The organism is Mesorhizobium loti, assembly GCF_003148495.1.
GTDB lineage: Bacteria > Pseudomonadota > Alphaproteobacteria > Rhizobiales > Rhizobiaceae > Mesorhizobium > Mesorhizobium loti.
Map to the genome: position 1 here is coordinate 34,123 of NZ_QGGH01000016.1, position 14,383 is coordinate 48,505.

At 65.6% G+C, this 14,383-nt stretch carries 11 protein-coding genes and 1 pseudogene; 11 read left to right on the plus strand and 1 reads right to left on the minus strand.

Going from position 1 to position 14,383, the window contains the following annotated elements; all coding sequences use genetic code 11:
• The first annotated feature begins 280 nt into the window (after positions 1-280).
• From C8D77_RS31875 to C8D77_RS31925, 11 genes and pseudogenes are all read left to right on the plus strand, one after another.
• A complete protein-coding gene (locus C8D77_RS31875; RefSeq protein WP_109671440.1) occupies positions 281-1,483 on the plus strand; it encodes a cytochrome P450 in 1,203 nt (400 codons plus the stop codon).
• A gap of 94 nt (positions 1,484-1,577) precedes the next feature.
• Positions 1,578-2,867, plus strand: a complete 1,290-nt coding sequence (locus C8D77_RS31880) for a cytochrome P450 (protein WP_109671441.1) — start codon at positions 1,578-1,580, stop codon at positions 2,865-2,867.
• A 1-nt stretch (position 2,868) separates the two neighbouring features.
• Positions 2,869-2,994, plus strand: a pseudogene (locus tag C8D77_RS38995) (ferredoxin); the annotation flags it as partial.
• Positions 2,995-3,168: 174 nt separating this feature from the next.
• On the plus strand, positions 3,169-3,984 hold the full coding sequence (locus C8D77_RS31885; protein ID WP_342770063.1) for an SDR family oxidoreductase: 816 nt from the start codon (positions 3,169-3,171) through the stop codon (positions 3,982-3,984).
• Positions 3,984-5,327, plus strand: coding sequence for a cytochrome P450 (locus tag C8D77_RS31890; protein ID WP_109671443.1), 1,344 nt, complete (start codon positions 3,984-3,986; stop codon positions 5,325-5,327). Before C8D77_RS31885 ends, C8D77_RS31890 begins: the two co-directional genes overlap by 1 nt.
• Before the next feature lie 150 nt (positions 5,328-5,477).
• Entirely contained in the window at positions 5,478-6,443 is a 966-nt protein-coding gene (locus C8D77_RS31895; RefSeq protein ID WP_109671444.1) for a polyprenyl synthetase family protein, read from the plus strand.
• 309 nt (positions 6,444-6,752) lie between these two features.
• Complete coding sequence (locus C8D77_RS31905) at positions 6,753-8,303, plus strand: hypothetical protein (RefSeq protein ID WP_109671467.1); 1,551 nt, start codon at positions 6,753-6,755, stop codon at positions 8,301-8,303.
• The gene (locus tag C8D77_RS31910; RefSeq protein ID WP_027033421.1) at positions 8,300-9,202 is read left to right on the plus strand and encodes a terpene synthase family protein; all 903 of its coding nucleotides are present in this window, start codon (positions 8,300-8,302) and stop codon (positions 9,200-9,202) included. The genes C8D77_RS31905 and C8D77_RS31910 overlap by 4 nt, the downstream gene beginning before the upstream one ends.
• 84 nt (positions 9,203-9,286) lie before the next feature.
• The gene (fni, locus tag C8D77_RS31915; RefSeq protein ID WP_109671445.1) at positions 9,287-10,339 is read left to right on the plus strand and encodes a type 2 isopentenyl-diphosphate Delta-isomerase; all 1,053 of its coding nucleotides are present in this window, start codon (positions 9,287-9,289) and stop codon (positions 10,337-10,339) included.
• A gap of 407 nt (positions 10,340-10,746) precedes the next feature.
• A complete protein-coding gene (locus C8D77_RS31920) occupies positions 10,747-12,399 on the plus strand; it encodes an MFS transporter (RefSeq protein WP_109671446.1) in 1,653 nt (550 codons plus the stop codon).
• Positions 12,400-12,758: 359 nt separating this feature from the next.
• Positions 12,759-12,971: a cold-shock protein gene (locus C8D77_RS31925; protein ID WP_027056331.1), complete on the plus strand. Its 213-nt coding sequence runs from the start codon at positions 12,759-12,761 to the stop codon at positions 12,969-12,971.
• Positions 12,972-14,108: 1,137 nt separating this feature from the next.
• Here the strand turns inward: C8D77_RS31925 and C8D77_RS37855 are convergent.
• Positions 14,109-14,378: a hypothetical protein gene (locus C8D77_RS37855; RefSeq protein WP_170136874.1), complete on the minus strand. Its 270-nt coding sequence runs from the start codon at positions 14,376-14,378 to the stop codon at positions 14,109-14,111.
• Between the last annotated feature and the right edge of the window lie 5 nt (positions 14,379-14,383).

Genomic DNA, 14,383 nt, shown 5'->3' on the forward strand with positions numbered 1-14,383 from the left:
CGCCCCGTACCCAAACAGGCTGCTGCCCTTGTCGACCCTTGCGCAGGAAATCTTGATGGCCGGCTGCGACTCAAAGGCCCACCACTCGTCTTATCCTGAACTCGAAGGCGCAGGATAAAGTTCTGCATCTTGCCGCGCGGTATGCCTAGGCAGTTACACGTTGGCCGATCTTGATAATCGAGTAGGGCTACGCCGCGCAGGACGTTCAATTGCCGTCCTACGTCATTCGCTGCCCGCAGCGCCTTCCGCCCCTCCATCGCTTAGAGAGTGAAGTGCCACCATGTCCGAACAGCCCTTGCCGACGCTGCCGATGTGGCGCGTCGATCACATCGAGCCCTCGCCCGAGATGTTGGCGCTGCGCGCCAACGGTCCGATCCACCGCGTGCGCTTCCCCTCCGGGCACGAAGGCTGGTGGGTGACAGGCTACGACGAAGCCAAGGCGGCGCTGTCCGACGCGGCGTTCCGGCCCGCGGGAATGCCGCCGGCGGCATTCACCCCGGATTCGGTGATTCTCGGTTCGCCGGGGTGGCTGGTCTCGCATGAGGGGGGCGAGCATGCCCGGTTACGCACGATCGTGGCGCCTGCCTTCAGCAACCGCAGGGTGAAGCTGCTCGCGCAGCAGGTCGAGGCGATCGCCGCGCAGTTGTTCGAGACGCTGGCGGCCCAGCCCCAGCCCGCCGACCTGAAGCGCCACCTCTCCTTTCCGCTGCCGGCCATGGTCATCAGCGCGCTGATGGGCGTGCCTTACGAGGATCACGCCTTTTTCGCCGGGCTGTCCGACGAAGTGATGACGCACCAGCATGAAAGCGGCCCGCGCAGCGCGTCGCGCCTGGCCTGGGAAGAACTGCGCGCCTACATTCGCGGCAAGCTGTGGGACAAGCGCCAGGATCCGGGCGACAACCTGCTGACGGATCTGCTCGCGGCGGTCGAGCAGGGCAATGCGACCGAGGAAGAGGCGATCGGCCTGGCGGCGGGCATGCTGGTGGCGGGGCACGAGAGCACCGTCGCGCAGATCGAATTCGGCCTGCTGGCCATGTTCCGCCATCCGCAACAGCGCGAACGCCTAGTCGGCGATCCATCCCTGGTGGACAAGGCGGTGGAGGAAATCCTGCGCATGTACCCGCCGGGCGCGGGCTGGGACGGCGTCATGCGCTATCCGAGGACCGACGTGACTATCGCGGGGGTGCATATTCCCGCGGAAAGCAAGGTGCTGATCGGCCTGCCGGCGACGTCGTTCGATCCGCGCCATTTTGACGACCCGGAAATCTTCGACATCGGACGCGACGAAAATCCGCACCTGACATTCTCGCACGGGCCGCACTACTGCATCGGCATGGCGCTGGCCAGGCTGGAACTCAAGGTGGTGGTCGGTTCGATCTTCCAACGCTTTCCCGCGCTGCGCCTGGCCGTGGCGCCCGAAGAACTAAAGTTGCGCAAGGAGATCATCACTGGCGGGTTCGAGGAGTTGCCGGTGCTCTGGTGATGCACGGAAGCCGCCGGGAGTCGCGATCTTCTCCGCAATTTGCCGGCGCACCTAGCACGCGCCGGTCAGATCGGCCAGCCAACAGGTAACCAAGATGGACGTGCAAGAAACCACGGCAGCATGCCGGGACGCCTTCGCCGAACTGTCGTCGCCAGCGTGCATCCACGACCCGTATCCGTTCATGCGGTGGTTGCGCGAGCACGATCCGGTGCACCGCGCGGCGTCGGGCCTCTTTCTGTTGAGCCGCCACGCCGACATCTACTGGGCACTCAAGGCCACGGGCGATGCGTTTCGGGGACCGGCGCCGGGCGAACTGGCGCGCTATTTCCCGCGTGCGGCGACCAGCCTGTCAATCAATCTGCTGGCGTCCACGCTAGCGATGAAGGACCCACCGACGCATACGCGTCTGCGCCGGCTGATCTCGCGCGATTTCACCATGCGCCAGATCGACAACCTGCGGCCGAGCATCGCGCGCATCGTCGCAGCGCGCCTGGACGGCATGGCGCCCGCGCTGGAGCGCGGGGAGGCGGTGGACCTGCATTGGGAATTCGCGCTGGCCTTGCCAATGCTGGTCTTCGCCGAACTGTTCGGCATGCCCCAGGACGACATGTTCGGGCTTGCCGCCGGCATCGGCGCCATTCTGGAAGGCCTGAGCCCACACGCCAGCGATCCCCAGCTCGCCGCGGCGGACGCGGCCAGCGCCAGGGTGCAGACCTACTTCGGTGACCTCATACAGCGCAAGCGCACTGATCCCCGCAACGACATCGTGTCGATGGTGGTCGGCGCACACGACGACGATGCCGACACGTTGTCGGATGCGGAGTTGATCAGCATGCTGTGGGGCATGCTGCTGGGCGGCTTCGCCACCACTGCTGCGACCATCGACCATGCGGTCCTGGCGATGCTGGCGTATCCCGAACAGCGGCACTGGCTGCAGGGAGACGCCGTGGGGGTGAAGGCATTCGTCGAAGAAGTCCTGCGCTGCGACGCGCCTGCCATGTTCAGCTCCATTCCGCGTATCGCCCAGCGCGACATCGAACTGGGCGGCGTGGTGATCCCGAAGAACGCGGATGTGCGCGTGCTGATCGCGGCCGGCAATCGCGACCCGGACGCCTTCGCCGATCCCGACCGCTTCAATCCCGCGCGGTTCTACGGCACCACTCCTGGCATGTCGACCGATGGGAAGATCATGCTGAGCTTCGGCCACGGCATCCACTTCTGCCTCGGTGCGCAACTGGCCCGGGTGCAGTTGGCCGAGAGCCTGCCGCGGATCCAGGCGCGGTTCCCCACGCTGGCATTGGCCGAGCAGCCGACCCGGGAGCCCTCCGCGTTCCTTAGGACGTTCCGCGCGCTGCCGGTACGCCTGCATGCGCAGGAGGGCTGAGATGCGCGTCGTGGTCGACCAGGATCTGTGTGGAACCACCGGGCAGTGCGTGCTGACGCTGCCGGGCACCTTTCGCCAGCGCGAACCGGACGGCGTGGCCGAAGTGTGCGTGGCGACGGTCCCGCAGGCGCTGCACGCCGCCGCGCGGCTCGCGGCCAGCCAGTGCCCCGTCGCCGCCATTCGGGTCATCGAAAGCGACGCTGGCGAGCGCGCCAGCGCCGACCCTGCGCCTTCTCCGGCGGAGGCTGAGCGACATGCCGCGAAAGACCAACGCAACCCAGGAGGACGGTTTGAAGGCAAGGTGGCCGTGGTGACCGGCGCCGGCGCCGGCATCGGCAAGGCATGCGCCCTCGCCATCGCGCGCGAGGGCGGCAGAGTGGTGGTGGCCGACATTGATGGCTCGGCGGCCATCGCCTGCACCGCGCAGATCGCGGCCGAAGCGGGCTACGCGCTGGCCCTGGCCATGGACATCGCCGATGCGCAGGCGGTGGCAGCGCTGTTCGAGACGGCGGAGCGGCACTTCGGTGCGGTCGACCTGCTGGTGAACAACGCGAGCGCCATGCATCTGACCCCGCGCGACCGCGCGATCCTCGACCTGGACCTGGCGGTCTGGGATCAGACCATGGCGACCAATCTGCGCGGCACGCTGCTCTGCTGCCGGGAGGCCATCCCACGAATGATCGCCCGCGGCGGTGGCGCGATCGTCAACATGTCGTCGTGCCAAGGGCTCAGCGGTGACACCGCGCAGACGTCCTACGCCGCGTCGAAGGCAGCGATGAACATGCTATCGACCTCGCTCGCCACCCAGTACGGTCATGCGCAGATCCGCTGCAACGCGGTTGCGCCGGGTCTCATCATGACCGAGCGTCTCCTCGCCAAGCTGGACGAGTGCATGCAACGGCATCTGAGCCGGCACCAGCTCCTGCAGCGCGTCGGCCGCCCCGAGGACGTGGCCGCGCTGGTGGCGTTCCTGCTCTCCGACGATGCTGCGTTCATCACCGGCCAGGTCCTGTGCATCGACGGCGGCATGCTGGCGCATGTGCCGACGTACGCCGACGGTGGCAACAGCCGCGCCTGCGCCGACACCGCCGAAGCGGCCGCGGCGCCGCGCTGCTGATGGACATGCTGCTCAACCCGCTGGACCGTCGGCACCGGCTGCGGGACGACATCCCGGTCGTGCCCGGCGCTTTCCCCCTGGTCGGGCATCTTCCCGCCATCGTCTGCGACCTGCCGCGCCTGCTGCGGCGCGCGGAACGGACGCTGGGCAGCCACTTCTGGCTGGATTTCGGCCCTGCCGGACACCTGATGACCTGCGTGGATCCGGATGCGTTCGCACTGCTCCGGCACAAGGACGTGTCCTCGGCGCTGATCGAAGAGATTGCGCCCGAATTGCTTGGCGGAACGTTGGTCGCCCAGGACGGCGGCGCGCACCGGCAGGCGCGCGACGCGATCAAGGCGGCGTTCCTGCCCAAGGGGCTGACCCAGGCCGGCATCGGCAACCTGTTCGCGCCCGTCATCCAGGCGCGGGTGCAGGCGTGGCGCGACCGCGGCGACGTGACCATCCTGCGCGAGACCGGCGACCTGATGCTCAAGCTCATCTTCAGCCTCATGGGAATCCCAGCGCAGGACTTGCCGGGATGGCATCGCAAATACCGGCAACTGCTGCAGTTGATCGTCGCGCCCCCGATCGACCTGCCCGGACTGCCCTTGCGGCGCGGCCGCGCCGCCCGCGACTGGATCGACGCGCAGTTGCGCCAGTTCGTCCGCGACGCGCGCGCGCATGCCGCGCGCACTGGGTTGATCAACGACATGGTGAGCGCCTTCGATCGCAGCGACGATGCGCTCAGCGACGACGTCCTGGTCGCCAATATCCGCTTGCTGCTGCTTGCCGGTCACGACACCACCGCCTCGACGATGGCCTGGATGGTGATCGAGCTGGCGCGGCAGCCTGGGCTGTGGGACGCCCTGGTCGAGGAGGCGCAACGCGTGGGCGCGGTGCCGACCCGGCACGCGGACCTGGCGCAGTGTCCGGTCGCCGAGGCGCTGTTCCGCGAGACGCTGCGCGTGCATCCGGCGACCACGCTCCTGCCCCGTCGCGCGCTGCAGGAATTGCAACTCGGCCAACGGCGCATTCCTGCGGGCACCCATCTGTGCATCCCGCTGCTGCATTTCTCGACCTCGGCGCTGCTGCACGAGGCGCCTGATCAGTTCCGCCTGGCACGGTGGCTGCAACTCACGGAGCCGATCCGGCCGGTGGACATGCTGCAGTTCGGTACCGGCCCACACGTCTGCATCGGTTACCACCTGGTATGGCTGGAAATGGTGCAGTTCTGCATTGCCCTGGCACTGACCATGCACAAGGCCGGGGTGCGGCCGCGGTTGCTGAGCGGCGTCGAAAAAGGTCGGCGCTATTACCCGACCGCACATCCGTCCATGAAAATCCGCATCGGATTCTCATGAGCTGGCATCGCATGCCCCGTGTGGCGAGGCAGCTGCGCCGGCGACGCGCGGCAATGCTGCACTCGGCGCGCGCGCTCGGTGCGACGCCGCCAACACCGCGGCGGCTCGGACGCTCGCCGTGGCTGTGCCAGGTACAAGGACATGAACGACATGCAGACCGATTCCACGCTACACGACGACGCGCAGGCGCGCGGCGCATCCGGCAGGCTGCCGCCGGAGATCTGGATGCAGGACGGCGCAAGGCGGGTCGAACAGGCGCTGGCGCGTCTTCTCTGCGCCGAAGACGACGGTGAGACCGAGCTGATGGCGGCGATGCGCTACGCCACCCTGCATGGCGGAAAGCGCACCCGCGCCTTGCTCTGTCTGGCTACCGGCGCACTGGCCGACACGCCGGCGCACATGCTCGACTATGTCGGCGCCGCCATCGAGATGATGCACGCCTGTACCCTGGTCCACGACGACCTGCCCGCAATGGACGATGACGTGCTTCGCCGCGGCCTTCCGACCGTGCACGTCAAGTTCGGCGAAGCCACTGCGATCCTGGTCGGCGATGCGCTGCAGGCGCACGCCTTCCTGACCCTGGCGAGCCTGGATGCGCCGGGCGACAACCGTATCGCGCTCGTGCGCGAACTGGCGCAGGCGGTGTCCGCCGAGGGTGCCGCAGGCGGGCAGGCCATGGATCTGTCGCTGGTAGGAAAGCACGTCGAGCTGGACAGGATTGTGGCGATGCACCGGATGAAGAGCGGAGCACTAGTGCGCGCGTCCGTTCGCATGGGCGCGCTATGCGCCATCGCGGAGGATGCCGCCCACGCTGCGCTGTACTGTGCGCTCGATCGCTACTCCGCCTGTTTCGGCCTGGCGTTGCAGGTGGTCGACGACATTCTCGACGCGACAGCGGATACCGCGACGTTGGGCAAGACCCCCGGCAAGGACGCGGCGGCGCAGAAGCCGACCTGTGCGTCGATCATGGGGCTTCAGGCAGCGCGCCAGTTGGCGCTGGATCTGTTGCGCGACGCCGGGGAGGCCATCGCCCCGCTGGGAACGCGTGCGGAACGGTTGGCGCAGATGCTGCAGCGGGCCAACGCGTATCTGTTCAAGCACGCGCCATGCGCATGAGCGCGCCCGTCCGCATGGAGTCGCCCCTGTGCCGCTGCGATCGATCGGCCGGCGTGAGCGGTGCATGCTGCACTGTGTCCAAGTCGGCGGCGGCGATCGCAGCGGTTGCCCAGCACGGCCGCGGCGCACGCGGCGCGCTGGGCGCAAGCCTATGCGGCGGACCGGCCCCAGCATGGGGCGCGTCGCCGCGCCGGAGCAGGGCGGCCGTCCGGCGCTGCCCGCGCGCCGGGCCGCGACGGGCCTGCGGCGACGTGCGCGGCGTCTGCCCGATCCTGGTTCCGTCAACTGTCTGCAGAAGGAACATACCGCGTGAACGCGCTGTCCGACCAGATCCTTTCCGAATTGCGCCACCTGCTGATCGAGATGAGCGACGGCGGCAGCGTCGGTCCGTCCGTCTACGACACGGCGCGAGCTCTGCAGTTCCACGGCAAAGTCGCCGGTCGGCAGGACGCATACGCGTGGCTCATCGCGCAACAACAGGCCGATGGCGGATGGGGAAGCGCGGACTTCCCGCTGTTCCGCCATGCGCCCACCTGGGCGGCGTTGCTGACATTGCAGCGTGCCGATCCTCTTCCCGGCGCTGCCGACGCAGTCCAGGCTGCAACCCGGTTCCTCGAGCGCCAGCCCGATCCCTACGCGCATTCGGTGCCGGAAGACGCGCCGATCGGCGCGGAGCTGATCCTGCCGCAATTGTGCGGCGAGGCCGCATCCTTGCTGGGCGGCGTGGCGTTTCCGCGCCACCCGGCGCTGTTGCCGTTGCGGCAAGCGTGCCTTGTCAAGTTGGGGGCGGTGGCGACGTTGCCGAGCGGCCATCCGTTGCTGCACTCCTGGGAAGCCTGGGGAACCTCGCCGACCACTGCATGCCCGGACGACGACGGCAGCATCGGCATCAGTCCGGCGGCCACCGCCGCCTGGCGCGCGCACGCCGTAACACAGGGGAGCACGCCGCAGGTCGGGCGCGCCGACGCATATCTGCAGGCGGCATCGCGGGCGACGCGCAGCGGCATCGAAGGTGTCGTTCCCAACGTCTGGCCGATCAATGTGTTCGAGCCATGCTGGTCGCTGTACACCCTGCATCTGGCCGGGCTGTTCGCGCATCCCGCGTTCGCCGATGCCGTGCGCGTGATCGTCGCGCAGCTCGACGCCCGCATGGGCGTGCGCGGTCTGGGCCCGGCCTTGCACTTCGCGGCCGATGCCGACGACACCTCCGTTGCGTTGTGCGTCCTGCGCCTTGCAGGTCGCGACCCGCCGGTCGATGCGTTGCGCGATTTCGAAATCGGCGAGCTATTCGTCACCTTCCCCGGCGAGCGCAATGCCTCGGTGTCGACCAACATCCATGCCCTGCATGCGTTGCGACTGTTGGGAAAGCCCGCCGCCGGCACCAGCTACTACGTCGAGGCCAATCGCAACCTGCACGGTCTATGGGACAACGAAAAATGGCACGTTTCGTGGCTGTATCCCACCGCGCATGCGGTCGCTGCGCTGGCGCAAGGCAAGCCCCAGTGGCGCGACGAGCGCGCGCTGGCGGCGCTGCTGCAGGCGCAGCGCGATGACGGCGGCTGGGGCGCCGGTCGCGCATCCTCATTTGAGGAAACCAGCTATGCGCTGTTCGCGTTGCACGTGATGGACGCGAGCGAAGAGCCGACAGGGCGCCGGCGCATCGCGCAGACGGTGGCGCGTGCGCTGGAGTGGATGCTCGCCCGCCATGTGTCGCATGCATTGCCGCAGACGTCGCTGTGGATCGGCAAGGAACTGTATTGCCCCACCCGGGTCGTGCGCGTGGCCGAACTCGCCGGGTTGTGGCTGGCGCTTCGTTGGGGGCGGCGCGTCCTGGCCGAGGGAGCAGGAGCGGCGCCATGATCCAGACCGAACGCGCGCTGCAGCAGGTGCTGGAGTGGGGGCGTTCCCTGACAGGGTTCGCCGACGAGCATGCCGTGGAAGCGGTCAGGGGCGGCCAGTACATCCTGCAGCGCATCCACCCGAGCCTGCGCGACACCTGCGCCCGCACTGGCCGCGATCCGCAGGCCGAAACGCTGATCGTGGCGTTCTATCGCGAACTGGCGCTGCTGTTCTGGCTCGACGATTGCAACGACCTTGGCCTGATCGCGCCGGAGGAGCTCGCCGCGGTGGAGCAGGCGCTGGGGCAGGGCGTGCCGTGCGCGCTCCCCGGATTCGAGGGCTGCGCTGTGCTGCGCGCTTCGCTGGCCGCGCTCGCCTACGATCGTCGCGACTATGCTCGGCTGCTCGACGACACCCGGTGCTACTGCGCGGCGCTGCGCGCCGGACACGCGCAGGCGGTAGGGGCGGAACGCTGGTCCTACGCCGAGTACCTGCACAACGGCATCGATTCGATCGCCTACACGAACGTGTTCTGTTGCCTGTCGTTGCTGTGGGGGCTGGACATGGCGACCTTGCGCGCGCGTCCGGCGTTTCGCCAGGTCCTGCGGCTCATCTCCGCGATAGGGCGCCTGCAGAACGATCTGCATGGACGCGACAAGGACAGGTCGGCGGGCGAGGCCGACAACGCGGCGATCCTGCTGCGGCAGCGCTATCCGGCTATGCCTGTGGTGGAGTTCCTCAACGACGAGTTGGCCGGCCATACGCGAATGCTGCACCGGGTGATGGCGGAAGAACGCTTTCCCGCGCCGTGGGGAGCGTTGATCGAGGCCATGGCGGCCATCCGCGCGCAGTACTACCAGACCTCGACCAGCCGCTACCGCAGCGACGCTGCGGGGGGAGGCCAGCGTGCGCCCGCCTGAACGGCGGGATGCGGCTGCGTGCGCGCGCTGCCGTCGGTCCGATCCGATGCAACGCCGTCCCCCGATGCGACGGATGGAGCGAGCATGAGCGATAGCGACAACATCCCGGGCCGGCGCAAGGACGACCATCTGGACATCGTGCTGGATCGGCGAACGGCGCCGGCCACGGTCGCCGCCGGCTGGGAGTACATCCGTTTCGAACACTGCGCATTGCCCGAGTTGGACCTGACGCAGATCGACCTGCGCGCCTCGCTGCTGGGCAAGACCATGCGCGCGCCGCTGCTGATCAGCTCCATGACCGGCGGCGTGCCACGCGCCGAGGCCATCAACCGGCATCTGAGCGAGGCAGCACAAGCCTTGGGGATCGCCATGTGCGTCGGTTCGCAGCGCGTGAGCCTGCAATCCCGCAACTCCCAGGGGCTGACGCGCGCGCTGCGCCGCATGGCCCCAGACATCCCCTTGCTGGCTAATATCGGCGCCGCGCAACTGCGCGAGGCCGACGGCCTGGACCTGGCGCGCCGGGCGGTGGATGCGCTGGAGGCCGATGGACTCATCGTCCATCTCAATGCGCTGCAGGAAGCGGTACAGCCGGAGGGCGACCGCGACTGGCGCGGCGTCCTGGCGCAGATCGCTCGCGCCGCGCGCAGCGTGGACGTGCCGATTGTGGCCAAGGAAGTGGGGTCGGGCCTGTCCGCCTCGGTGGCCTGCGCGCTCGTCAAGGCGGGCGTGGCGGTCATCGATGTCGCCGGCGCCGGCGGCACCAGTTGGGCCGCGGTGGAGGGCGAGCGCGCCCGCGATGCCGACCGTGCAGTGGCGATGGCGTTCGCCGACTGGGGGATTCCGACCCCGGCCAGCGTGCAGGCGGTACGTCGGGCGCTGCCAACTGTGAAGCTGATCGCGTCGGGCGGGATCCGCGACGGCGTCGACGTGGCCAAGGCCATCCGCCTGGGCGCGGACATCGCCGGGCAGGCGGCCGGCGTGCTGCGCGCGGCGACGGTGTCCACCGAGGCGGTTGTCGCGCATTTCGAGATCGTCATCCGCCAGTTGGCCGTCGCCTGCTTCTGCACCGGCTCGGCTGATCTGGCGGCGTTGCGTCAGGCGCGGTTGTTGCCCCCGGCGCATCTGCCCGCCGGTTGATGCCGGCGTCGCCCGCACGTGGCGGCGGGCGCCTTAGCAAGCTGCTGAATACCTACGCCAAAGATAGACTATTGATCCCTCTTGGCGAGGCGGTTCAATGCGCGGGAGCTCGTGATCACCAGAAGGGAAGTCGATGCCCAGGACGTGGCTTGGTTGGAGACGCCAAGGATCGTCAAACTGACGATTCTTGTAACGTGGTCGGGGATCGACAACGACAGGATCGAACCGGTCTCGTCCCGCATAGCGGAACGATAGCTCCACCGGAAGCATTCGGTTCTGCCACAGCATCGGCCAGGCAAAAATAACTTGCGTTGCGCAGATAAAATGCCCTGATCCTGCCATTCCTCCATGGGCACGTGGGCGGGGAGAAATCTCATACAACTGGCAGCGAAGGGAGGCTCGGCCCAATGAGCGGGGTGGCGCGTGAAGAAGTTAATCCGGTGTCATCGGCAACGTTCGCGCCGCTCGAGAATTCAACTTTCCGTCCGATCTGGATTGCCACACAGGTATCCAGTCTAGGGTGGCTGATTCAAATGGTTGCCATCAGTTGGCTGATGGCGACCATTTCGACATCGGATGTGATGGTCGCCTTGGTGCAGGCTTCGACAACCTTGCCCACATTCCTCCTGTCAATTATCGCCGGCGCCCTAGCGGACAATTACAGCCGCCGCAATCTCATGTTCGCTGGCTGGTGCGTGATAGCATTGTCCTCGACGATGCTGACTGTTCTTGCAGGTCTCGGAATTTTCAATCCATGGATGGTTCTTGCATTCAGCTGTTTGGCCGGAGTAGGCGCCGCTTTCACCGACCCCGCCTGGCACGCGTCGGTTGGCGATATCCTGCGAAAGCGCGATGTTCCGGCCGCCGTCACGCTTATCTCGGTCGGATATAACGCCGTCCGAAGCATCGGTCCCGCTCTCGGTGGCGTCGTCGTTGCTTCCTTTGGCCCTTTGACGGCTTTCGCAGTGGCGACGCTTACATATCTGATGCTGCTGTGGACCATAGGGCGCTGCAAATGGCATGTTCGCTCGTCACCGCTGCCGAGTGAACCATTGACCACGGCGATCCATGACGGAGCGCGCTTCACTGCCCTGTCATCCGAAATCAAGGCAGCAATTGCCCGCGGTGCCCTTTTTGGGCTGACGAGCATCTCTATACTAGCGCTCTTGCCTCTCGTCGCACGCGATCAGCTGGGGGGAGGGCCAGTCGTTTACGGCATCCTGATGGCCGGCTTCGGGACCGGCGCCTTGTTCGCCGGCATCTGCAACAACATTCTGAGACGGAGGCTGTCCCAGGAACGTTTGACGACACTGTCGTGCATCGCCTGTGCGGCTTGTTGTCTATCGCTTGCTTTCACCCCCTCGGTGGCGGTGGCGGCTATCGCGCTGGCGCTCGGCGGCGCGGGCTGGGTCGTGACCTGGACCGGGCTGGACGTAAGCGTCCAGTTGGCGAGTCCAAGGTGGGTCGTTGGTCGCACGCTCTCGATCTATTATGCCCTTTCATCCGGCGGCATCGCGGCTGGCAGCTGGCTGTGGGGTACGGTGGCCGAGAGCTATTCGCTGAGCTCGGCTCTGGAGCTTTCAGGTGGCGCGCTGGTGCTGGTCGCTGGCACCGGCTTCCTGCTGCCCATCCGTCAATGGAAAGATTCCGATCAGGCTCCTCTTGGCTTCGAAACGCCTCAGGTTGCCCTGGATTTGAAGCCCCGAAGCGGGCCGATCGTCGCCAAGATCGAATATTCAATACCCGAAGCAAATGTCGAAGCGTTCCTGGAGCAGATGCGGGAACGGCGGCGAGTACAAAGCGGCGTTGGTGCGCGACACTGGAATCTCCAGCGCGACCTCCAGCAGCCTTCGCGTTGGACAGAAACCTTCCGCACCCCGACCTGGATGGACTACCTTCGTCTGAACCACCGCCTTACGGCAGCCGACAAGGAGTTGGACCAGCGTCTCCTCGCATTGCACCTGGGAGATCTTCCTCCTCGAACCACGCTTGCGATCGAGCGGCCGACTGGAGCTGGCCGCAAGCGGGACCAATCGATGCGGTTCTTTTTCCGGCGTTGACATCCGTCCAGGCGTCCGCGCTGGTGAGACAGGATGGGTTGGAAACGAGCCAACGCTCTCACCATCCGTTTTGCAGATCGGCTTCGATCCATTCGGGTGGTTGCCGAGCCGGCATTATGGGCGGCTCAGACGTATCCTTGTCGGAGAGATTCCTCGGCACTCGAGCGTCTTGCAGCGCGTTGCGCTCAAGCTCACCGGCACCTGTTCGGTGCGTTCCCAAACAGAGCAATGGCTTTTCGCGCCGCAACCCCGAGGTGGGCTTGTAATTTTCGTTTTTGCTGGGTTTAACTCTACGAAATATGAACAGGATCGGCTTCACGGCCCGTCTGGTTCGCACTGGCCACAGGGAATACACAGATATGGCGACCGGAACAGTGAAGTGGTTCAACAGCACCAAAGGTTTTGGCTTCATCCAGCCCGATGACGGCGGTCAGGACGTTTTCGTCCATATTTCAGCTGTAGAACGGGCTGGACTTTCAAACCTCGTTGATGGGCAGAAGATCAAGTACGAGATCGAGCAGGACCGCCGTAGCGGCAAGTCCTCCGCAGGTAGTCTCAGCAAGGTAGGCTGATTTTCTCGTCGGACCCGCAGAGCGCGAAGGATAAGTCAAGCCGAAGGTACCATCGTCATTCGCGGGGCGTATCGCGACGGACTCTCTTATATGAGACGATCCTGATGCGTCACGCAAACGGTGAATCACGAACGCTCTCGCCGCAAACCCTTCCGCCCGGAAATCTGCCCCGGTTACGGCTCGCGGCGTATCCCAGAGTTGGGAGAAGCTTCTGCCAGACTACAACTGTAACCTCATATCGGTTTAGCAGGTCAAGCGTCGGTGGTACCCTGATTGGGTAACTTAACGACTTTGGAGGCCGAGCAATGGATCGCGATAACAAACGGGCACGCGCAGCTGCAAGTTCATCCCAAGACGTGGGGAATCGCAGTACCCTCCGTGACCTTCCATACGGACCATTGACCGATGTTGCAGAACGGCTGGTAAGCGCTAACCCGCGCGATACAGCGCGAAATCTTGGGACCTTCAAAGAACTCGGGAGGCGAGAGCGCATAGCCGTTCGGGGCACTCGAACCGAGCCAGAAACTGACCTCGCGAAGTTTGAAACGCGGACCAATCAGCTTGGACGATCAGCCGTCGATCTGGGGGATAAATTGACTGCCGGGTTGGGACACACCCCGGATGAAGTAGCATTGGAGCAATTCAGAGCAGTCAGTAACGTGTCTCATTACCTTCGGCCAGAGACACAAGATAGTATTGTTAATCGCATTGGCAACATGGACCCACCTTCGCAAGCTATCGGAGCGCTTTACGCTGCGCAAAACTTCAGCAAGTTTAACGCTGAAAATAAAGCTCGCATTTTTGATCAGGCCGCTGAATTGGCTACCGATCCGGATGGCCACGTCAGGTCGACAGCATCCAATGCTATGTACGCGATGTATCACCAGTTGGATCCAAATCAACAGGCCCAAGCTCACTCGATTCCCGGCATGCAAGACATCTTGCCGCAGATGCCTCCTCCGCGGCATGCAGCAGAGGAACGCAGTGCGGATCTGGACGCCCACATAGCAGGTATTGGGGCTGCAGTCCGTGATACAGTTGGCCCGCAAACCTCCCACGAACAGCTGCAGCGGGGTGGTCAAGTCGGCCGGGACATAAGCCACTCCTACAATCACGCCCGAGAGGATCTAATGGAGGCTAGGAGAAGCAGAGATCGCACCGGCCGTTGAGGTCTCGGCCATGGCAGTAACGCTTCCTCTCCCGAATTCCGTTCACGGCCTTGCTGTTTCCAATTCCCTGGCCGTCGACGTAGCTGCCTAGTGAAACTTTCAAAATCCACGTCTGCCGGGTGGCGCGATGCAAGCATCGCACCACCCGCTGCGGCATCGATCTGTCGAGCGTCGGCATCGCGCGACCTCGGTTCGGTGTCAAAAGCAAGCGCAGCATCAGCACGGCTAATTCGGCCATGGAAC

Excerpts from the sequence above, each read along its gene's own strand:
- C8D77_RS31920 (WP_109671446.1), top strand. The coding sequence starts at position 10,747 with ATGAGCGGGGTGGCGCGTGAAGAAGTTAATCCGGTGTCATCGGCAACG.
- C8D77_RS31875 (WP_109671440.1), top strand. The coding sequence starts at position 281 with ATGTCCGAACAGCCCTTGCCGACGCTGCCGATGTGGCGCGTCGATCAC.
- C8D77_RS37855 (WP_170136874.1), bottom strand. The coding sequence starts at position 14,378 with ATGGCCGAATTAGCCGTGCTGATGCTGCGCTTGCTTTTGACACCGAAC.
- C8D77_RS31910 (WP_027033421.1), top strand. The coding sequence starts at position 8,300 with ATGATCCAGACCGAACGCGCGCTGCAGCAGGTGCTGGAGTGGGGGCGT.
- C8D77_RS31925 (WP_027056331.1), top strand. The coding sequence starts at position 12,759 with ATGGCGACCGGAACAGTGAAGTGGTTCAACAGCACCAAAGGTTTTGGC.
- C8D77_RS31890 (WP_109671443.1), top strand. The coding sequence starts at position 3,984 with ATGGACATGCTGCTCAACCCGCTGGACCGTCGGCACCGGCTGCGGGAC.
- C8D77_RS31895 (WP_109671444.1), top strand. The coding sequence starts at position 5,478 with ATGCAGACCGATTCCACGCTACACGACGACGCGCAGGCGCGCGGCGCA.
- C8D77_RS31880 (WP_109671441.1), top strand. The coding sequence starts at position 1,578 with ATGGACGTGCAAGAAACCACGGCAGCATGCCGGGACGCCTTCGCCGAA.
- fni (WP_109671445.1), top strand. The coding sequence starts at position 9,287 with ATGAGCGATAGCGACAACATCCCGGGCCGGCGCAAGGACGACCATCTG.